At 68.3% G+C, this 20,900-nt stretch carries 13 protein-coding genes and 3 tRNA genes; 6 read left to right on the top strand and 10 right to left on the bottom strand.

Going from position 1 to position 20,900, the window contains the following annotated elements; all coding sequences use genetic code 11:
- Nucleotides 1–15: 15 nt before the first annotated feature.
- Nucleotides 16–1,197 carry a hypothetical protein gene (locus BJY20_RS06935; RefSeq protein WP_185990851.1) on the top strand — a complete coding sequence of 394 codons (1,182 nt, stop codon included), beginning with the start codon at nt 16–18 and terminating at the stop codon, nt 1,195–1,197.
- Nucleotides 1,198–1,262: 65 nt separating this feature from the next.
- Here the strand turns inward: BJY20_RS06935 and BJY20_RS06930 are convergent, their stop codons facing one another.
- Nucleotides 1,263–4,661, bottom strand: a complete 3,399-nt coding sequence (locus BJY20_RS06930) for a CDP-glycerol glycerophosphotransferase family protein (protein ID WP_246297125.1) — start codon at nt 4,659–4,661, stop codon at nt 1,263–1,265.
- Nucleotides 4,662–4,769: 108 nt separating this feature from the next.
- Entirely contained in the window at nt 4,770–6,338 is a 1,569-nt protein-coding gene (locus BJY20_RS06925; protein WP_185990850.1) for a Stealth CR1 domain-containing protein, read from the bottom strand.
- A gap of 301 nt (nt 6,339–6,639) precedes the next feature.
- Between BJY20_RS06925 and BJY20_RS06920 the strand changes: the two genes are divergently transcribed.
- Nucleotides 6,640–9,249 (top strand): glycosyltransferase, encoded by a 2,610-nt coding sequence (locus tag BJY20_RS06920; protein ID WP_185990849.1) that lies wholly within the window; start codon nt 6,640–6,642, stop codon nt 9,247–9,249.
- A gap of 44 nt (nt 9,250–9,293) precedes the next feature.
- A complete protein-coding gene (locus BJY20_RS06915) occupies nt 9,294–10,499 on the top strand; it encodes a hypothetical protein (RefSeq protein WP_185990848.1) in 1,206 nt (401 codons plus the stop codon).
- Nucleotides 10,500–10,522: 23 nt separating this feature from the next.
- Here the strand turns inward: BJY20_RS06915 and BJY20_RS06910 are convergent, their stop codons facing one another.
- Nucleotides 10,523–11,392, bottom strand: a complete 870-nt coding sequence (locus BJY20_RS06910) for a glycosyltransferase family 2 protein (RefSeq protein ID WP_185990847.1) — start codon at nt 11,390–11,392, stop codon at nt 10,523–10,525.
- A gap of 136 nt (nt 11,393–11,528) precedes the next feature.
- On the opposite strand from BJY20_RS06910, the gene BJY20_RS06905 reads away from it, so the two are divergent.
- On the top strand, nt 11,529–11,990 hold the full coding sequence (locus BJY20_RS06905; RefSeq protein ID WP_185990846.1) for an FAD synthase family protein: 462 nt from the start codon (nt 11,529–11,531) through the stop codon (nt 11,988–11,990).
- A gap of 64 nt (nt 11,991–12,054) precedes the next feature.
- The gene (locus BJY20_RS06900) at nt 12,055–13,980 is read left to right on the top strand and encodes a glycosyltransferase (protein ID WP_185990845.1); all 1,926 of its coding nucleotides are present in this window, start codon (nt 12,055–12,057) and stop codon (nt 13,978–13,980) included.
- Between the two features lie 69 nt (nt 13,981–14,049).
- On the opposite strand, the gene BJY20_RS06895 is transcribed toward BJY20_RS06900, so the two are convergent.
- From BJY20_RS06895 to BJY20_RS06875, 5 genes are all read right to left on the bottom strand, one after another.
- Nucleotides 14,050–14,126: transfer RNA gene (locus tag BJY20_RS06895), tRNA-Phe, on the bottom strand.
- 26 nt (nt 14,127–14,152) lie between these two features.
- Nucleotides 14,153–14,226: transfer RNA gene (locus tag BJY20_RS06890), tRNA-Asp, on the bottom strand.
- Nucleotides 14,227–14,259: 33 nt separating this feature from the next.
- Nucleotides 14,260–14,332 (bottom strand) — tRNA-Glu (locus BJY20_RS06885).
- Between the two features lie 135 nt (nt 14,333–14,467).
- Nucleotides 14,468–15,517, bottom strand: coding sequence for a PHP domain-containing protein (locus BJY20_RS06880; protein WP_185990844.1), 1,050 nt, complete (start codon nt 15,515–15,517; stop codon nt 14,468–14,470).
- Between the two features lie 4 nt (nt 15,518–15,521).
- Entirely contained in the window at nt 15,522–16,958 is a 1,437-nt protein-coding gene (locus BJY20_RS06875) for a GuaB1 family IMP dehydrogenase-related protein (RefSeq protein WP_185990843.1), read from the bottom strand.
- A gap of 41 nt (nt 16,959–16,999) precedes the next feature.
- Between BJY20_RS06875 and BJY20_RS06870 the strand changes: the two genes are divergently transcribed.
- The gene (locus BJY20_RS06870; RefSeq protein WP_343062805.1) at nt 17,000–18,256 is read left to right on the top strand and encodes a DUF445 domain-containing protein; all 1,257 of its coding nucleotides are present in this window, start codon (nt 17,000–17,002) and stop codon (nt 18,254–18,256) included.
- Nucleotides 18,257–18,303: 47 nt separating this feature from the next.
- Here the strand turns inward: BJY20_RS06870 and BJY20_RS06865 are convergent, their stop codons facing one another.
- Nucleotides 18,304–19,428, bottom strand: coding sequence for an acyltransferase family protein (locus tag BJY20_RS06865; RefSeq protein WP_185990842.1), 1,125 nt, complete (start codon nt 19,426–19,428; stop codon nt 18,304–18,306).
- Between the two features lie 84 nt (nt 19,429–19,512).
- On the bottom strand, nt 19,513–20,769 hold the full coding sequence (locus tag BJY20_RS06860; protein WP_185990841.1) for an NAD(P)/FAD-dependent oxidoreductase: 1,257 nt from the start codon (nt 20,767–20,769) through the stop codon (nt 19,513–19,515).
- Nucleotides 20,770–20,900 lie beyond the last annotated feature (131 nt).

Here is a 20,900-nt window from a genome sequence, read left to right as displayed (position 1 = left end):
TCGTAAGGTGACCCCGTGGCAGAGCGCGTATACCTACACATCGGCGCACCGAAGTCGGGGACGACCTTCCTGCAGACCACGGTGTGGAGCAACAAGCCCCTCCTGCAGCAGGCGGGCGTCCTCCTCCCCGGACCAACGCGCAGGACGCACATCGCGATGGCCGCGTGGGCCCGCACCGACTCCCCCAGCCCGGCGCAGCACAGGGGCTGGACGCAGCTGCGGAGCGAGATCGCTGCCTGGCCGGGCAACGCACTCGTGTCGTGCGAGTGGTTCACGATGGTTCCCGACGCGCTCATCGCGCGGTTGATCGAGGGGCTCCAGCCTGCTGAGGTCCACGTCGTCTTCACCGCGCGAAGCGCAGCGCGCACGCTCCCGGCCGCGTGGCAGGAGCGGTTGAAGCTCGGTGACTCGATCGACCTCGCTGACATGCTCGAGTCGATGGAGACCGCCGACAACGAACGTTGGAACTGGGCAACCCTGGACCCATCTCGTGTCCTGCCCCGATGGGGGAAGCACGTCCCCCACGACCGAATCCATCTCGTGACGCTGCCACCCAGCGGTACACCGTCCTCGGTGCTGTGGACCCGGTTCGCGCAGGCCTGCGAGATCCCGGAGACGGAGCTGACGCAGAACAAGGCCTTCGCCAACGAGTCGTTGACTGCGGAGGCCGCTCGCCTGATGCAGCTGATCGGGCCGCAGCTGCTGGAGGAGGTCGGCAGCGACGGGTACGACAAGTACAGGTGGATCAGGAACTACCTCAGCCACAACCTGCTCGCGCGGGAGGCCGGGCACAAGATCCGCCTGCTCCCCGATGAGCTGGCGGCCCTCGAGGTGCACACCGACGGTGCGATCGCGACACTCGAGGCGGGCGGCTTCGATGTGGTCGGCGACCTGGCTGATCTGCGGGACACGCCGGACCAGTCCCACGCTGTGCGACCGAGCGAGGTGAGCGACCAGGCCCTTCTGGCACTCACGTCCGCGGTCCTCCCGCCCGTGCTGGGTCGTTTGAGAGCGGAGTACGACCGCGCGAACCGTGAGCGGAGCCGAGCGAACCGTGCCGAGGAGTCTCCCGACCCCAGCACCCTCGACACAGTGCGCAGGAGGGTCCGGTCCGGCATCAGCTCCCGACTGCCCGTTCGCGCTCGCACCTGGATCAGGACCGCGATCTCACGCAGGACCCCGACGGCCCGCTCCTGACCACGAGATCTTCACCGGCGGCGGGGAAGGCTGACGGCGGCGAACACCGATGAGGGCCCCGCGAATCAGTACCGGGTCGAGCCGGGCCGCGGAGGGGGGAGTAGTGCGTCGACCACTCGCGCGGCCGCGTGACCATCGTCGTGTGGGGCGAAGCGGGCGATGAACGCATCGGTGGTCGACCGGTCGGCACCATCCACGGACAGGCTGTGGTGCAGGGCGCCGAGCAGCTCGTCCTCGGTGGTCGTGACTGGGCCGGGGACCTCTGCCTCGTAGTCGAGGTAGAAGCCGCGCAGGGCGTCGCGGTAGCTAGCGAGGTCGTACGCGTGGAAAACCATGGGGCGCCGAAGCAATGTGTAGTCGAAGAAGACGGACGAGTAGTCGGTCACCAGGACGTCGCTGACGAGCATGAGCTCTTGGATGTCCGAGTATCGCGACACATCGATGACCTGGTGCTTCAGCTCCGGAGGGACTGCCAGGCGGTCGGCGATGAGGACATGCATCCGCAGGAGGAGGACCACGTCGTCACCCATCTCCCGGACGAAGCGCTCGAGGTCGAAGGGCAGCTCGAAGGAGAATCCGCGTCCGTTCCGGCTGTCGTCACGGAAGGTCGGGGCGTACAGGACGACTTGCTTGCCCTCCGGCAGTTGCAGGCGCTGCCGCACCTGCTCGGCGAGCGTGGACGTGTCCGTCAGACACAGGATGTCGTTGCGCGGGTATCCCGTCTCGAGTACGTCCCGGTCGTAGTTGAAGGCGGAGCGGAAGGCCTGCGTGGCGTATGGGCTGGGTGAGAGGAGGGTGGTCCACTGGCCGATCGCCCTGTCGACGCGATCGACGTAGCCGTCGTCGCGACCGACGACCTCGTCGAGGTCGTGGAGCATGCGCTTCAGGGGCGTGCCGTGCCACGTCTGCACGAAGACGCCATCGCGGCGGCGGCGGATGTAGTGGGGGAAGTTCTGGTTGTTGACCCAGTAACGGGACCGTCCCAGGTGCCAGAAGTAGGCCGGGGACAGCCGCTTGACGACCACGAGGCCCGGGTCCCACACCGGGATGGACTTGTCGTGGACCCAGATCTTGCGCCGAGGGTCCTTGCGCCGGACCAGCTCCTCGTAGATGTAGCGAGGGCTGTCACCGTACTGACGGCCCAGGCCGCTCTCGAAGACGATGGCCTCCCGAGCCGGCAGCATCCGTGCCACGGCGATGAGTCGGCGCATGAGGGGGAAGTAGTACCGGTGGCGACGCGCACGTCGGATGAGCAGCTGCACGAGCTCGCTCTGCTCGACGGTCTGTCGCACTGACTGGTCCCGTCGTGCGGAGTGGATCGCCTCGACGATCCGCTCACTGTTCCGGCGGTCGCGGTGGGTGAGGAACCGGGACACCCTCGCGGCATACCTGGGCTCGATGCTCCCGCCTCGCGCGAGGGCATCGGCGAGCAGGTCGATGACGGTGTCGAGGTCGGAGGTGATGGGGCCGGGGAGCTCATTGCCCAGGTCGAGGTGGCTGCCCCAGCGCCCCAGGAAGCGGCGGACGTCGAACTGGAAGTAGATGACGGACTTGTCCAGGAAGGAGAAGTCGAACCCGGGACTCGAGTAGTCCGTGACCATGACCTCGCTCTGCTTCAGCAGGTGCTGGACGTCGACGGCACCCTGCTGGACCACGGTGACGCCCTCGACGTCGAAGTGTCGGCTGAACTGCTGCATGTTCGGGTGCAGGCAGAACACGACGTGGGCGCCCTGCTGCTCCAGGAGTGCCGCCAGACGGGGACTGGTGAGGAAGTCGTGCCACTGCTGGAAGTAGTCGGTGTCGGTGAAGGCAGCCGGGTCCTGCAGCCAGTCGCGCCACGTCGGGAGCACGAGGATCTGACCCGTGATCGGGGTGACTGATCCGTCGAAGAGGGCATCGAACCGGGCCAGCCCGGTGACGGCCACTTCGTCTGATCGGTAGCCGAAGTCCTGGACGATGTACTCCTTCTCGCGCTCGGAGGAGACGAGGAAGAGGTCTGTCTGGAAGGAACTGATCCGCTTGCCGTAGTTGGGGGCCATCCACTTCGTCCCCATGACGCCGTGCTGGAGGAACACCTTGGGCATCTTCATCAGACGGGCGAAGCCTGGCGTGCGCGTGGGATAGAGGAAGTTGGGGTGATGGGTCCCGATCAGACGGTCCGCGCGCAGACACACCGCGACGTGCTCGAGCGACTTGAACTCGAGGACGTGGTCCAGCCCCGCGAGGTTCTCTCGCTCCGGGGAATCCTTCTCGATGACGTAGTACGCGTCGATCTCGGGATGGTGGGCACGCAGATGACGAAAGAGGTGCAGGCCGTTGTCCTGGGCCTTGGAGGGACGCTCACCGACCAGCCAGACAGGCTTGGCGCCGGGGCGGAGACGCTGCAGCGACCGGGATCCGGGACGCATGAGCTTCTGCAGGTGCCGGTACGCATCCGCAGGGAACAGCTCCAGGTGCAAGGAGGGGTACTTGGCCTTGAAGGTGTAGTACGGCGTGATGGCCAGTGTGCTCTCGCCCGATGTCACCCAGCCGTCATTGGTTCCCCGCCGTACGAGATAGGGAGTGCGGCCGACCCGGCCCCACACGGTCTCGCCCTCGTCGGTGGTGGCCTCGACCCACAGGTCCGCAATCGTGTCGCTGGTGGCCAGCCCCCCCTCGAGGTCGCGGCGGAAGTCGTGCTCCGAGGAGAACTCGTAGTGGCGCGCGCTGAAGGTCCGCACGGTCCTGTCCGTGTCGAGGCTGATCGTCGCCGCGCTGCTCGACCGGTAGACGCCGTCCCGACCGACGAGGTGCAGCCGGGCCGTCGTCAAGGTGGCGTGCCGCGACGCAAGAGCGCCGGCGATCACCAGGCGTCCGGCGCTGACCTGCAAGTGGGCGACCTCGACGCGCAGCGTCGCGCGAAGGGGACGGTCGATGGCCAATGCGAGGTGGCCGTTGCGATTGACGTAAGGGAAGACGAACTGCCCGGCCGAGTTCGTCACGGGGGAGAAGCCGGGCAGCGGCGTCCGCCGGAATCGTCCGAGGGGAACGCGGTAGGACAAGGTCGTGTCCGTCGCGACGACCTCGGTCGCGTAGCGCGGAGGTCGCTGACGATCCTCCGTGACGGAGACCCAGACCGATGTGATCGCGCCGGGTTCGGCCTCGTCGGCGTCGGGGTCCGGGGGGGCCTCGGGCGCGATCACGTCGAGGTCGATGGTCGACCGGTGTCTCAGAGCCGGCTCTCCCGAGGACATGACGTCGCTGGACTCCCAGGAGCCGACTCGGATCCAGTCGTCAGCCAGGAGCAGCCACACGTCGTGGAAGTGCAGCATCGGCCCGGTGAGCGCCTCGAGGGTGAGCGTCCGGCCGGACTGGCGCATGTCCAGTCGGATCCGTGAGTACGGTCCGACGGGTGCGGGACGGGCCAGCCGGCGCTCGCGGCGGGCCCTCACGGCCTTCTGGGCGAGGAGGGCGACAGAGGGCATGTGGATCAACGTGGGTCTCTGCGCATCGGGCCAAATGTATCGCGGGGCAGCCCGTGCGGGTCCGACGACGGTGACCGACCGGGGGTTCCTGCCCCGGCCATACCGAGGTCACCGTGACGTGGCACCGTGGCCGTCCTTCTCGAAGGGAGAGACGAACGGCAGCAGGGTCGTCAGGACCCGGTTGACCCGGTCATCCGCGATCGACGCCTGGTCCGGGTCCGAATTGGTCTCGTTGAGGCAGTAGAAGTCCACGTCGTCGCGCGTGAGCAGGCGATCGATCCGGGCGTCGACGTCGGGCCCCCAGATGTCGAGGAACTCGTACGCGACGTCCATCGCCACAGCTCGGCCGGTAGCGGCGGCCCAGTACGACTGGAGCTGTGCCGCGAGCGAGATGTCCTCGACGGACCTGAACCGCGAGCGACGCGTCCGTGCCAGGAGGGCGGGTTCGGCGGTCTCGATCTCCTCGATCACCTGACGGTGCTGGGGGTGTGGGGTGTGTCGGGGGCGGGTCAGGGGGCGTCGTGCGAACCGGCGCTCGATCACGGCGCGGCCGTTCTTGAACGCGGACACGACCGGCAGGTCGGCGTCCGAGGTGTCCGAGTCGTCGATCGGGATCAAGGACGGGAAGTAGCGGATGAGACCACTGGCGCTGAAGAAGTGCTCAGGTCGCAGCGGCCGCGCCAGGAAGACGTCGTCGTTGAAGTACAGGTAGTGGTCGGAGAGCCCTGGTATTCGGTGCAGACAGGCCTCGATGGCGTGCGAGTTGAACGTCGGCAGGTCGGCGGGGTCGGGGAAGATCTCGACGTGGCTCACGACGTGTATCCGTGGGTCGGTGGTGTCGAGCCATGGCGGCACCTGGCCGTTCGTGACGATGTGGATGCGTCGGATCCAGCTGGCATACGCGACGAGGGAGCGAAGGGAGTAGCGCAGCTCGTCCCGTGAGGCGAAGCGAGATGGCGATCGGGACGTGGCCTGCACGTCGTCGGCGCCGTGGGAGTCTGCTCTCGCGAACTCTGCCTGCCACGCCGGGTCGCTGGAGTCGACCCAGGTGTAGACGGCATCGACGGGGAAGTTCACCTGCTCCAGTGGGACGGCGCGAACGGCGGCGGGAGGCGCCTGCAGGCCGCCCGGTGGCAGGAACCGCGCCCGTTGGTTGGCTCGGGGCGAGCGCAGGGTCCCGAAGGCATGCTCCCCTCCGTCGGGGGACGGGCTCGGCGCGTCGAGTTCGGTCCATACCTCGAGGTCGACCCCCAGCACCTCCGTGGGGAGTGGTCGTCCCGTCAGTGAGACCTGGGGCAGGTACAGGCGAACGACGGATCCCGGACGAAGTTCCGGCATGGTGGCGACGGGTCGGATGCGTCCCAGCCAGCGGCCGAGGTCGATGGCGTGGACATCGTCTGCCGGTGGAAGGTGACGCAGGGCTGCGTCGACGGCTCCGACGTCCGCGGACGAGACGACGATGCGATGCGGTTCGGCGCCGACCGCGGGCATCTCGAGGCCCCTGATGCCTGCCTCGGCGATCGCAGCGAGGACGCGGTCGCGGCAGTGGTCACGTAGCGCCCACGCGTCGAACCGGTCCGTGACGCGTGCGCGGACGCGTGACGTCCCTCGCTGGAGGTGCACGTGCCCATCTGCTCCCTGGCCCCGCAACGTCACCGGACGGGTGCCGTTGCGCATGCTCCGGACACGGTCCCGGGCGTGCCTGAGGAGGTCGAGTCGCACTACGGATGCGATCTGCAACGAGGGGTGAGGTGGCATCACGGGAGTCCTGGTGGGTTGGGTGGGATACCGCGGACTATAGTTCCGTGCGCGGACTCCAACGGCTAATTGCTACGTTTCGTCGTGGCGCTTGCGCTGTGGCCGAGGAAATCTCGCCACGCCGGTGGCAGTGATCTCGTCCACCGACCGGGCATGATCGTGGGGTCGATCAAAGACAATCACCACGGGCTGAGCGGGTCAGTGGTTCGTAGGAGGTTGGATGTTGCGCGTGACCGACGCGGTCAAGAGCATGCAAAGGGCACGCCAGAGGGGCTCGCAGGAGTGGCGGGCCTTCTGGCTGGAGCGGCCGGTGGACCCCAACCTCGTCGTGTACGAGTCCTTCGCGGGCAACGGCGTCCTGTGCAACCCGGAGGCGATCTTTCGCGCGCTGGTCGACGACCCTGAGTTCGCGCACTTGACCCATATCTGGTGCCTCTCGCGGGAGGCGTGGTCCTCTGGGGTCCGAGCGGAGTTCGCGCAGAATCCGAACGTGCGGTTCGTCCGGTACAAGTCGCCCCAGTACTGGCAGGCCCTGGCAACGGCCGGGTACGTGTTCAACAACACGAGCTTCCCGCCGGAGTTCACCAAGCGTGACGGACAGATCTATGTCAACACCTGGCACGGGGTGCCGCTGAAGACGATGGGCTATGACGAGCCGAACGGTGGGACCAGTGCCCGCAACGTCCTGCGCAACTTCCTCGCTGCGGACTACCTTCTCGCCGCGAACTCCTTCATGGCCGAGCGAATGTACGAGTCGGCCTACCGGCTGACCAACATCTACCCCGGTCACATCATCACGGAGGGGTCGCCGCGCGTCGACCGTCAGTTCTTGAACGATTCAGGGCGACGCCGGGTGCGCCGTCGGCTCCAGGACGCCGGCGTCCGGCTCGGCGACAACCAGAAGGTTGTCCTCTATGCGCCGACCTGGCGCGGTGAGTCCTTCCACAGGCCGACGAACGACACCGCGCGACTTGCCACCCGTGTGCGTGAGCTCAAGCGTCAACTGCCGGCCGATCAGCAGGTGCTGCTGCGGGTGCATCAGCAGGTGTACGACTTCGCCATCGCGCACCCTGAACTGGCCGACATCCTCGTGCCGAACGAGATCCCGAGCAACGAGGTGCTGGGGGTGACGGACGTGCTGGTGACGGACTACTCGAGCATCTTCTTCGACTTCCTCGCCACAGGGCGCCCGATCGTCTTCTTCACGCCTGACATGAGGGCATACGACGGCTACCGCGGCCTCTACCTCGACCCGAAGGACCTGCCCGGTCCGGTCGTGCACAAGGTGGGCGAGCTGGCTCGCAGTCTCGTGGCCGTGGGGACCGGCGAGGGCGATGACCCTGCCGTTTCACATCGACGTGCGTACCAGGAGGCCCGGGAGCGCTTCGCTGCCCTGGAGGACGGCGAAGCGACCCGTCGCGTGGTTGACATCGTCTTCCGCGGCAATACCTCCGGTCACGACATCCGACCGGCACGCTCGGACGGTCGTGCGCGCATCCTCATGTACCTCGGCGGGATGCGTTCCAACGGCATCATGACATCGGCGCTGAACCTGTTGAACAACATCGACCACGACCGCTTCGACGTCTCGGTGTTCTACCAGCACTCGTCATCGAAGCAGGTCCTGGGCAACGTGGCCAAGATCCACCCACGCGTCCGGCTCGTCCCGCGTGTCGGAGGAATGATCTGGTCCCTGCGATCGGAGGGGGAGCGCAGCAAGGCGCTCCACGGTGGTCAGGACGTGCAGGGTGAGTCCCTGGAGCGTGCTGAGCGCATGTTCGCGCAGGAGTGGCGCCGGTGCTTCGGCTTGGCGGAGTTCGACCACATCGTCGACTTCAGTGGCTACGCGGCGTTCTGGGCGCGCCTGCTGCGACAGGGGCCGGCGAAGGACTACTCGATCTGGCTCCACAACGACCTCATGGCCGACCAGATGAAGGTCGTGAACGGCAAGCAGCCTCACGTGGCGAACCTGGGCTCCGTCTTCAGCGCGTATGCCGGGTACGACAACCTGGTGTCCGTCTCCGAGGCCCTGATGGAGATCAACAAGGAGATCAACAAGGACAACTTGGCAGCGGCCGCGCCGAAGGCCAAGCACACCTTCGCCCGCAACACGATCGATGCCGATTACATTACGCGGATGGCCTTCGGCGACCTCGATGGCGATCGAGTGGAGTCCGCGTCGGAGGCAGTCCCCGCGGGTGACCTCCCGCTCGCCGTGCGGACGTTGTCGGAAGTGCATGGCATGGACCGCCTTGAAGGGGCCGTGCAGCGACGCCGGACGATCAGTGACGTGATCCCGCCCGCCGACGGTGTCCGGACATTCGTCACGGTGGGAAGGCTGTCGCCCGAGAAGAACCACGAGCGACTCATACGGGCCTTCGACATCGTGCACCAGGTGGACCCCAACACCCGGCTGGTCATCATCGGCGGCGGTCCCTTGGAGCACGATCTCGTGGAGTTGACGCACGATCTGGGTCTCGGGGAGGCGGTCACCGTCGCAGGGCAGCAGAGCAATCCGCACGTGATCCTGTCCAAGGCGGACGTGTTCGTCCTTTCCAGTGACTACGAGGGGCAGCCGATGGTGATCCTCGAGGCCCGGGTGCTGGGGTTGCCTGTGGTGGCCACGAACTTCGCTTCGGTCGGAGGTGCCCTTCCTCCGGGTGTCGGCCGCATCGTCGAGCGCGACGAGGAGGCGCTGGCGGAGGGGATGGCGGCTGCCCTGCGGGGTGAGGTGCCCAACCCGACCTTCGACGCTGTCGCGTACAACGCGGAGGCGACCCAGGACTTCTACCGGGTGATCGGGGCCGCGGGGTCTGTTGGTCGGGATTGATCCGCAGCCCCTGCGGCGCCCGAGGCGCTTGGTACGATCCGAACATGGCAAGCGACAGCGCACCCAGCGCCCTTCGCCCGATCCCTTCATCTGCTCGCCTGCTCCACATCGGCACCATGAAGTCGGGTACGAACTCCATCCAGCACGCGGCCAAGAAGAAGCGCAAGTCTCTCCTTGAGAAGGGAGTGCGTTACCCCGGAAGGGACGTGAATCACTTCACGGAGGCATGCGCATTCATGGGATTGTCCCGCGAAGGCGAGGTGCCGCCGTTTGACCGCTGGCAGGAGTTGGTTGATGAGATCAACTCTGATTCACGTCGCGCCCTCATCAGCCATGAGTGGATTTGCGAGGCGGACGACGAGCAGGCGCGTGGATTCGTCGAGTCCCTGGGGGAGAACACGCACGTCGTCATCACGCTGCGGCCACTGTCCGGGATGCTCGGATCGTATTGGCAGCAGATGGTCAAGACCGGCGTCGCGACCCTGACCTTCAACGACTGGCTGAAGAAGGTCCTCGCTGCGCCGCCCGGAACAACCCAGGGCTCGAAGTTCGACAAGCAGAGCGACCAGGCGAACATCGTGAGTAGGTGGGAGCGGGTCGTCGGTCCGGACCGCCTCACGGTCCTCATCGCCGACAAGAAGCGCCCGACGCTCATCTCCGACGCGTTCGAGCAGCTGCTCGCCCTTCCGCCCGGTTTCCTCGTCGTCGACGACGCGGACGGGACACAGTCGAACCGGTCCCTGTCCGTCTCGGAAGCCGAGCTCTTCCGGCGGCTCAACGTCATCTTCAAGAAGCACGAGGTTCCGTGGGTGGAGTACGCGACGGCTCCCCGTCGTGGGGCCGTCGCCCGGGTTCTCAAGGATCAGCTCCCCGGTTCCGACCAGAAGATCCAGCTTCCGGAGTGGGCAGCGGACGTGGCCAACTCCTACTCCGAGCGGATGGTCACCCAGCTGCGGGAGTCCGCGGCCACCGTGGTCGGGGATCTCGATGCTCTCAGCGCGCCGGTGAGCACCGCCCCGGACTCCCAGGACCCCATCGACACCATCTCCATGGATGTGGCAGTCGAGGCCATCGCCGGCACCGTGTCCGCGTCCTTGGGGCGGGGCCCGTTCTTCGGCAAGAGGAACCCGAACCACGGCCTTCGAATCGCCGGTCAGCAGTCGGGCGCGACATCAGTGCCCGCGGGCACCCCGAGCCTCGGGCAGCGGGTATCCGACTGGGGGCGCCGACTGGCCGCCAAGCGTGGCTGAGTCAGACACACCCCGAGCGGGTCTCAGAGCACTGGCGGGTGCCCCATCACAGTGAGCGTCAGGACGGTGCGCCACCGCATCGGGTGCCGCCCTCCCGGGTCCGTGTCGAGACCCTCGCGGAAGCCTCGGAACCAGTGCCTGAGATTACCGGGCTCGCGCCAGGTGCGGGCGACGGTGATGGCCGTCCAGACCCCGATGTAGAGCACCGCCAGCGGCCACGGGAGGTTGCGGCGGGCGACCCAGACACGGTTGCGGGCGTTCAGCCGCCAGAAGAGGGCGTGCCGGGTGGCCTCGGTGGCCGGGTGGTGAATGAGTACGGACGGGTCGTACGTCAGCTCCCAGTCGTGGTCGCGCAGCCGCCAGGCCAGCTCGATCCCCTCGTGGCCGAAGAAGAAGTTGCCGGGGAAGCCGCCCACCTCCTCGTATGCGGAACGCCGGAGGGTCACGACCCCTTCGCAGACGGAGAAGGCGGGGCCACCGACCGTCGGATCGCCCACTCGCGCTCGTGGTACCCAGCGCCGCAGGGTGACGCCGTCGGTGTCGGCGACACGAGCGTGGACCAGGCCCAGCCGTGGTTCGGCCCGGAAGCGCGCCACAGCGTGCGCCAGGGCGGTGTCGTCGGGCAGCCAGGCGTCGTTGTCGAGGAAGAAGACGAACTCGGACGTGCCGTGGGCCACGCCGATGTTGCGTCCCTCGGCGGGGCCGACGTTCTCGGGCAGGTGGACAGCGCGGACGTCGTCGGGGAACCCCACCGGGGCCCAGCCGTTGCCGACCAGGATCAAGGTGACGTCCACGTCGATCTGGACCCGGGCCGATTCCAGAGCACGCAGCGTCTCGTCCTGACGGTCGCCCTGGCTGAGGACGACGACATCGACGGACGGGCGTGGGGCCATGCGGGCTCCTCTTCGAAGGGGATGACCCTCGACCCTACTGTGAACTCGCCTCTGCGGCCGCGTACCGCGTCACGCGCTGAAGCGCCATAGACTGGGCGACTGCCAGCCCCGAGCGCCGTAGTGAGGTATTCATCCCATGGGCAAGACCGTCATCACGTATGGCACGTTCGATCTCTTCCACATCGGACACCTGAACATCATCAAGCGGTTGAGCGCTCTCGGGGACCGACTCGTCGTCGCCGTCTCGACCGATGAGTTCAACGCCATCAAGGGCAAGCGGCCCATCGTGCCCTACGAGCAGCGCCTGGAGATCGTCCAGAGCATCAAGTACGTGGATCTGGCGATCCCCGAGGACCGGTGGAGCCAGAAGCGTGAGGACATCGTCACCTATGACGTCGACATCATGGGCATGGGCGCCGACTGGGAGGGTAAATTCGACGACCTCTCCGACCAGGTGGAGCTGGTGTACCTGCCCCGCACCGACGGCATCTCCACCACGGAGATGAAGCGGGTGCTCAGCGCTTTCGACTCCCGGCACGTCGAGGAGCTGAAGCGCACCATCGACAACATCGGACAGATCGTCAAGGAACTCAGCTGACGTCAGATCCCGACCGGGATCCACGCAGGACGAACGGCCACGACGAGCCGCTATGGTGCCTGTCATGCCTTCCGGCCGCCGCTCCCTGCTCAGCTTGGTCGCCGGTGTCCGGAAGCGGGGTCGGAAACCCGTCTCCACACCCCCTGCCCCCACCGGAGAGTTCCCCGAGGGGCGCTACTTCGCCACCCTGGGTGAGCTGCCGAAGAACTACCGGGGTACGGCCGCCGTCGTCCTCCACCGCAGCTGCATGATCGCCGCGCAGACCGGCCAGCCGCTGGAGATCCTCACGTTCGGGCACCAGGTCGACTACGACGCACTCACCCGACAGATGCGGGCCGATGGTCGCCTCACCACCCAGGTGCGCTTTCGCAACATGTGGTCCGACCTCGCCCGCCTCCACCCGCACGATCCTGATCGGTCCGGGCCGACCTTCGATGCCTTCGCGCCCCTCGACGACAGGACGACCTCCAAGACCTTCCGGGGGAAGGGAGTGCCGCACCGTCGACTCCGTCAGGACGAGGCCGGCAGGAACCTCCAGATCGACTTCCTGAGGGCGGACGGCACGGTCATCGTGTCGGACCGTCGCGACGCCCCGTCGACGTCCGGCATGCACCGGTCGCTCGTGCTGTGCGATACGCAGAGCCGGCCGGTGGCCGAGTTTCCTTCGCCCGAGGCCCTGCACCGGTACTGGTTGGACAGCGTCATCGGTGCGGACCAGGCCTTCGTCTTTTCCGACACCTTTGGCCTGGCCGGGTTGATGCACACGTACAAGCGGCCGAATGTCGTGACCGTGCACACCTTCCACAACCACCACCTGGCCAGCGGCAGCGCCCGACGACTGGACACCAGTCAAAGGAGGTATCTGCCGTTCATGGACAATGTGGACGACTTCGATGCCACCATCATCCTCAGCGAACGCCAGCGCGAGGACCTCGACGCGTTGCTCGGCCCCAGCCCCACCCGGTGGGTGATTCCGAACTCCCGCAACGTCGATCCCCCCACGCCTGCGCCCGCTCGCGACGCGAACGCCGTCATGATGGTCGGCGGGCTGGTTCCCGGGAAGCAGACCGAGCACGGCATCCGGGCGGTGCACCAGGCCAACCAGCAGCTCCCCGAGCCGCTGACCCTGCGCATCTACGGAGCGGGTGGCTGCCACGACGACCTCCAGGCGCTCATCGTCGATCTGGGTGCGAGGACGATCACGCTGGCGGGATTCGACCGGACGGCACCGGACCGGTTCGCCCAGGCGTCCTTCTCGCTGCTGACCAGTCGGACCGAGTCATCATCGCTGGTGCTGCTGGAGAGCATGGCCCGTGGCTGCATCCCCATCGCGTACGACGTGCGGTACGGCCCCCGGGAGCTGATCACGGATGGGGTCGACGGGTTCCTCGTCCCACAGGACGACATCGAGGCGCTGGCCCGCACGCTCGTGCGCGTCCGGGACATGGGGGAGTCCGAGCTGGCCACGCTGCGTGAGAACGCCGCCCGTCGGGCGCAGGACTTCTCCGACGCGTCCATCGGGCCCCGCTGGGCTGCCATGCTCCGGGCCACGCTCGCTGCCAAGGTGCCTCCGCAACCGTTGGCCCTGAGCGACGTGACGAGTGACGTCACCGTTGACCCGCAGGGGCTGGCCGTCACGATGCACATGACGACCGACCGCCCCCTGCAGCGGCCGCGAGTACACCTGAGCATCGCGGGCCGCTCCGCGCCCGTGCGGATGCGCCGTCCGGCAACCCCAGTCGACGGCACGGGCCTCGGTCTGCGCGTCCGGGCGATCATCGGTCACGAGCATCTCGAGTGGGTCCGGACCACCTTCCTCGACGCCCACCTCGAGGTCCACGATGCGGCGGGGCGGGCCTGTGTCCGGCTGCCCGCGCCGGCATCGCTGGTCGAGGACGGGGCGCAGACGTTCGCCGGCTTCGACGTGTACGCCACCAAGCACGGCAACCTCAGCCTCAAGAAGGAGCCGGGCGCCGGCGCTCCCGTGTGAGGGAGGTGCGGAAGGGGAGATCGTCAGTCACGGTCGGCGGAGATGAACGCCGGACGACAAGCCGTGAGGTGGTGGCCAGGGGCGGGGTCGAACCGCCGACCTTCCGATTTTCAGTCGGACGCTCGTACCAACTGAGCTACCTGGCCGAGCCGGTCCGTGGTGGACCAGCGAGCGACCGCGACGGGACTCGAACCCGCGACCTCCGCCGTGACAGGGCGGCGCGCTAACCAACTGCGCTACGCGGCCTTGTGGTGCAAGGCACTGCAAGACTTGCTTGCGTATCCCCAACGGGATTCGAACCCGTGCTACCGCCGTGAAAGGGCGGGGTCCTGGGCCGCTAGACGATGGGGACCCGTACACGACGAACCCCTCGCTACGCGGCAGGCAGCACCGGAATCCGTCGAGGACTCGGAAAGCATACGAGAGAGATGGTCGATCGCCCAAATCGGCGGCCCCGAGGCGGTTTTCCGGGCCTCCGGGCAGTCGATCAGGCGCGTCGGGCCCACTCGCGCACGCGCTCGGCGTCCCAGGTCGTGACGATCCGCTCCAACGGCACCCCGAGTCGCTCGGCCCGCTGTGCGCCGTACGCCTTCATCTCCAGCTGCCCGGGCGCGTGGGCATCGGAGTCGACGGCGAAGAGGCACCCGATCTCCAGTGCCAGCTCGATCAGCTCGTCCGGCGGGTCCCGCCGTTCTGGCCGGGAGTTGATCTCCACGGCGACATCGTGCTCCGCGCAGGCCTCGAAGACCGCGCGGGCGTCGAACTCGCTCTGCGGCCGCGTGCCCCGCCCCCCGGTCACGAGACGCCCGGTGCAGTGGCCGAGGACGTTGACTCGTGGGTTGCTCACCGCAGCCACCATGCGTCGGGTCATCGCCCCCTTCGCCATGCGCAGCTTGGAGTGCACGGACGCGGTGACCAGGTCGAGCCGGCCGAGCATCTCCTCACTCTGGTCGAGCGTGCCGTCATCGAGGATGTCGACCTCGATGCCCGACATCAGGGTGAAGGCATCGCCCACGGAGGCGTTGATCCGCTCCAGCAGGTCCAGCTGCTGCGTCAGGCGCGCGGCGGAGAGGCCGTTGGCGATCCGTAGCCGGGGGGAGTGGTCGGTCAGGACCATCCACTCCTGGCCGAGCTCGACCGCGGTGAGGACCATCTCCTCGATGGGGCTGCCGCCGTCGGACCAGTCGGAATGCAGGTGGCAGTCGCCGATGATGGCCGCGGTGTAGTCCTCGCCGCCCTCGACGAGGGGTCCACCGTGCTCCTCCTGCTGGCGGGCGAGGTAGTCCGGCAGGTCCCCGCGCACGGCCTGCTCGATGACGCCGGCGGTGGACTTGCCGATACCGGCCAGCTCGGTCAGTCTGCCGTCCTCGACCCGCTGGGCCAGCTCCCCTTCGCCCAGGTCGCGCACGACACCGACGGCGCCCCGGAAGGCCTCCACGCGGCGGCTGTGCTGGCGGGAGCGTTCCAGGAGGAACCCGACGCGCCGCAGCGCCTCGACCGGGTCGACGGGCGCCTCGAGCGGAGGAAGGGAGCGCATCGGATCACCAGGACTGGTGGAGCGGTCGGCCCTCGGCGAAACCGGCGGTGGACTGCAGACCGACGAGGGCCCGCTCGTGGAACTCGTCCAGCGTCGAGGCGCCGGCGTAGGTGCAGCTGCTGCGCACCCCCGCGATGATCTGGTCGATGACGTCCTCGACGCCCGGACCGGCCGGGTCGATGTACATGCGGGAGGTCGAGATGCCCTCCTCGAAGTGCGACTTGCGCGCCCGGTCGAAGGGAGAGTCCTCCGCGGTTCGTCCGCGCACCGCACGGGCCGAGGCCATCCCGAAGGACTCCTTGTAGCGACGGCCGTCCGGGTCGGTGACGAGATCGCCGGGGGACTCGAGCGTCCCCGCGAACCACGAACCGATCATGACGTTGCTCGCACCGGCAGCCAGGGCGAGGGCCACGTCACGCGGATGGCGCACCCCACCGTCGGCCCACACGTGCTTGCCGAGCGCACGGGCGGCGGCTGCGCACTCCAGGACGGCGGAGAACTGCGGTCGGCCGACCGCAGTCATCATCCGGGTGGTGCACATCGCACCGGGGCCCACACCGACCTTGACGATGTCCGCGCCCGCCTCGATGAGGTCACGGGTGCCATCGGCGGAGACGACGTTGCCGGCGACGACCGGGACCTGCGGGTCGAGGGCCCGAACCTCGGCGAGGGCCTGGAGCATCCTGGTCTGGTGGCCGTGCGCGGTGTCGACGACGAGCACGTCGGCTCCCGCCTCGAGGAGAGCCCGGGCCTTGCCGGCCACGTCGCCGTTGATGCCCACGGCCGCGGCGACCCGCAACCGACCGTCCGCGTCGAGGGCGGGGGTGTACATGCTCGCACGCACCGCCCCCTTCCTCGTCTGGACGCCGACGAGCGCCCCGGAGGCGTCGACGACGGGTGCGACCCGACGCCGGGACCGGTGCAGCTCGTCGAAGGCCGCCCGCGGGTCGGCGTCGGCCGACAACGTCATCGGGTCGGGGGTCATCACGGTGCGGACCTGGGTGAAGCGGTCGACGTCGACGAGATCGCGCTCCGTGACGACACCGACGGGACGGCCTCCCTCGATGACGACGCCCGCGCCGTGGGCACGCTTGGGCAGCAGGGCGAGGGCCTCGCCGACGGTGACGTCCGGGTCGAGCGTGATCGCCGTGTCGTGCACGAGGTGGCGCGCCTTGACGAAGGAGATGACCTCGGCGACGACGTCGGCCGGAATGTCCTGGGGGATGATCGTCAGGCCACCACGGCGGGCGGTGGTCTCGGCCATGCGCCGGCCGGCGATCGCGGTCATGTTGGCGACGACGAGCGGCATCGTCGTGCCGGTGCCGTCGCTCGTGCGCAGGTCGACGCCGTGCCGGCTGGCGACCTCGCTGTGTCGCGGGACCATGAAGACGTCGTCGTAGGTCAGGTCGAACTGGGGCTGCAGGCCGTTGAGGAACTCCACGACGTGCAGTCTAGGGCCGCTGGTGAGGGAGGATCTGGGGCGTGAGCTTCTTCCAGGAGACCCCCGCGGATGTCCGGCGAAGGGCGGGACTGCGCCGGATGCGTTTGGTCGCCACCGGCCTGCTGGTCCTCGCCGCGATCATCTACGTGCTGACCGTGCGCCTCGACCACGACGGTGTGTGGGGCTTCGTCAACACGGCCGCCGAGGCCGGGATGGTCGGCGCGCTGGCCGACTGGTTCGCGGTCACCGCGCTCTTCCGCCACCCCCTGGGCATCCCCGTGCCCCACACGGCGCTGGTGAAGAAGCGCAAGGACGAGCTGGGGCGCAGCCTGCAGGAATTCGTCTCGCAGAACTTCCTCACCGAGGAGATCGCTCGTGAGCGGCTGGCCGCAGCGCACGTCGCCGAACGGCTCGGGCGATGGCTGGGAGAACCGGCCAACCGACAGCGTGTCCTCGGCGAGGTCGCGGCCGGCGGGACGCGTGCGTTGGAGCGGATCACCGACGAGGACGTCCACGACTTCCTCGCCCAGCTGCTCCTGCCTCGCCTGTCCCGGGAGCCGATCAGTCCGATCCTGGGGTCCCTGCTCGACGGCGTCGTCGCCGACGGCAACCACCGGGGCCTGGTCGACCTGGGCATCGACGAGGTCCACCGGTGGCTGCGGGACAACCCGGACCACTTCGCGGCCGTCGTCGGGGAGAAGGCCCCGTGGTGGTCACCGGATTGGCTGGACGATCGCGTCATCGCCTGGACCTACGACCAGGCCCTGGTCTGGTTGGCCGAGCTGCGCGCGGACAGCGCCCACCCGGCCCGGGTGGCGCTGGACGACCTGCTGCGGCGCCTGGCCGACGACCTGCAGCACGACCCGGAGGTCATGGCCAGTGCCGAGTCGCTCAAGGAGCGGCTCCTCGCCCACCCGCAGGTGCCGACGAGCGCCGTCGCCGTGTGGCAGTCGCTGCGCACCTCGCTGCTCGGGGCGATGGCAGACCGGGACTCCTATTTCTGGACCCGTGGGGACGAGCTGCTGGTCAATGTCGGGGAGCACCTCACCACGGACGGGGCGTGGCAGGAACGTCTGGAGACCCACCTGAGCGAGGTCGTCGCGTTCTTCGTCAACACCTACGGTGACGAGCTCGCCGAGGTGATCTCCGTGACCGTGGAGCGGTGGGACGCCGACGAGGCGAGTGAGCGCATCGAGCTCTTCGTCGGGCGTGACCTGCAGTTCATCCGGATCAACGGCACGGTCGTGGGCGCCCTCGCGGGCCTGGGCATTCACGCGGTCAGCCTGCTGATCAGCTGACGTCCCGCGAGCCGACGACCGGTCCTGCCCGCGGCGGCCTTGTCCGGTCAGCGGCCGACCAGGAGGGTCGAGGGCACGTGGTGGTCCCACTCGCGCTGGGCCAAGGCTCCGTCGGGGGCCGGCGTGGGAACCGCCGTGCTGACCTCCGGGACGCGGGTCGGGACCAGCCGCAGGGCCATGGCCGGCTTCTCCACGAGGCGCCACGAGGCGATCGCGAGCGGGAAGGCCAGCGCCATCGACACGATGGCGAAGGCCCAGACGGGGACGATTGCGCCCAGGCCGAGCATCGCGAGCACCTGCTGGACGGGGTATCCGTAGATGTAGAGACCGAAGGAGGCATCCTCCTTCGCCGCGAGCTGCGTGCGCCAGGTCGAGCCGATGTGCAGCAGCAGGTAGGTCAGCGGGATCGGCGTGATGGCGTAGAGGAGCGTCTCGGAGGTGAACCCGGCGGTGAGCACGGTGACCGCCGCGACGCCGGCCAGGGCGTGCGAGGTGCGGAGTCGGTCACGCAGTGCGTAGGCCAGGACGCCGGCGAAGTAGAAGGAGAGCAGTCGCAGGCTGTCGTTGAGCATGTGCGCCGGTCCGTCCAGGTCGGGGACGGCCACATAGGCCAACGGGAGGACGGCGACGACGATGCCGGCAGCCAGAGCGAGGTTGCGGCGCACCCACAGGACGCCGAGCAGGACGCCGCACACGATGTAGGCGATGAACTCGTGCATCAACGACCACAGGGACCGGTTCCAGTTGGCGCCCTCCGGGGAGGTCGTCAGGGTCTGCCCGATGTCCCGGTCGAAGATGACCAGGCTCGCGTTGTTGCGGATGTAGCCGAGGGCCTCGCCGGGGTGCCAGCTGACACCGCTGAGCAGAGCCCCGATCGGGGCGAAGACGAAGGCGATGACGACCAGGCAGACCCAGAATCCCGGAAAGATGCGCTGGGCGCGGCGGGTGATGTAGTGCCGGAAGTCGTGGCGCAGTCGGCTGCCGGCGATGAGGAAGCCGGACAGGGCGAAGAAGCCGTTGACGCTGTTGGCCCCGATCCAACGGAAGATGGTGTCGCCGTATCCGCCGATCGTCCACGAGTGGGCGAGGATCACTGCAGCCGCGAGCACCAGCCGGACGGCGTTGAGGGAGTTGTCGCGTCCGGCCAGCGCGGTCCCAAACGTGCGAGCCATGCCTTAACGATAACGAAAAGGTAACGGCCCGTCATTTCGGGAGAGGGTGGGCGCGCCCTTCCGGAGGCGGGTGCGTGTGCCGGATCAGCGCCGCGGGTCGAAGGGGGTCAGCTCGGGCGCCGGACGACCCGTCACGATGGTCTTGGCCAGGAGCTGACCGGTGGCCGGCCCCAGGGTCATGCCCCACATGCCGTGGCCGCCGGCGACGTGCACGTGCGGCGAGCTCGACGCGCCGATCAGCGGTAGCCCGTCGGGGGTGCAGGGTCGCGATCCGACCCACTCGTCCTGACGGTCGTCCAGGTCGACGCCGCTGAGGAAGGGGCGGGCCGCCTCGACGACCGCCTCGACGCGCCGCTGGTCCAGTGGCGCTTCCGGCGGGCGGAACTCCATCATCCCGGCCACGCGCAGCCGGTCGCCCAGCGGCGTGCAGGCCACCCGTTCGTTCGGCAGGTAGACCGGCCCGTGCGGGACGTGGTCGATCGGCACGCTGAAACTGTAGCCGCGGCCGGCCTGCACATGGGTGCGCACGCCGAAGGGCCGGACCAGGTCGTCCAGCCAGGTGCCCGTGGCGACGACGACCCGGTCGAAGGTCTCGCTGCCTCCTCCGGCGATGGCCAGACGGACCCCCTTCGCCTCGTCGGTGATGCCGGTGACGTCCGCGCCGTCGCGGATCTTGCCGCCCCTGGCGCGCACGGAGTCGGCCAGGGCATGGGTGTACTCGATCGGGTTGAGGTAGCGCTGACCGAGCAGGCGGATGCCGGCGCCGACCTCGGTGGAGAAGGTGGGCTCGATCTCGCGCACCTGCTCACCCGTGAGCTCCTCGAAGCCCATCTCCTGGCCGGAGGCGGCGATGTGCTCGAACTCGGTGCGCAGGAACTCGGTCTCGGCCCTGGTGCGGTAGCCCGCGATGAAGGACGTCGCCTCGTGGACGGGGGAGCTGACCCCGCCCGCGGTGAGCTCGTCGAAGGCCGGTAGCGCGCACTCGTTGATCGGCACGAGCGCGCGCATCGACTTCGACCACCGGCGCATCGTGCTGTTGCGGGTGAACTTCGCCAGGAAACGCAGCAGGCGCGGGTCCCCGGTCACCGGCACGTAGACGGGCGAGGAGGGGGAGACGACGGCCTTGATGCCGTAGGAGAGGACTGCCGGGTCCGGAAGGGGGGTCGACAGCCCGGGCGTGATCCACCCTGCGTTGCCCCACGAGGAGCCGGCGGCGACGCCGTCGCGATCGAGGACCTCGACCTCCACCCCGTGCTCCTGGAGGAACCATGCGGTGGAGAGCCCGACCATGCCGGCCCCGATGATGGCGACCTTGGTGGGAGGTGGAGTGGGATGGTTCATCGCGTCCTCTCGACAAGGGCCCCAGGGTCTCCGGTGGCCCACCGAACTACTGTGCCGCAGATCACTTCCCCGTGGCAAAGACGGACCTGATGAACCGCCCGGGCGACTCGGTCCAGCAGACTCGCCCCGGG

This window comes from Janibacter cremeus (genome assembly GCF_013409205.1).
Lineage (GTDB): Bacteria > Actinomycetota > Actinomycetes > Actinomycetales > Dermatophilaceae > Janibacter > Janibacter cremeus.
Note: the sequence above shows the minus strand (reverse complement) of the source record. Positions and strands in the feature narration are given on the sequence as shown.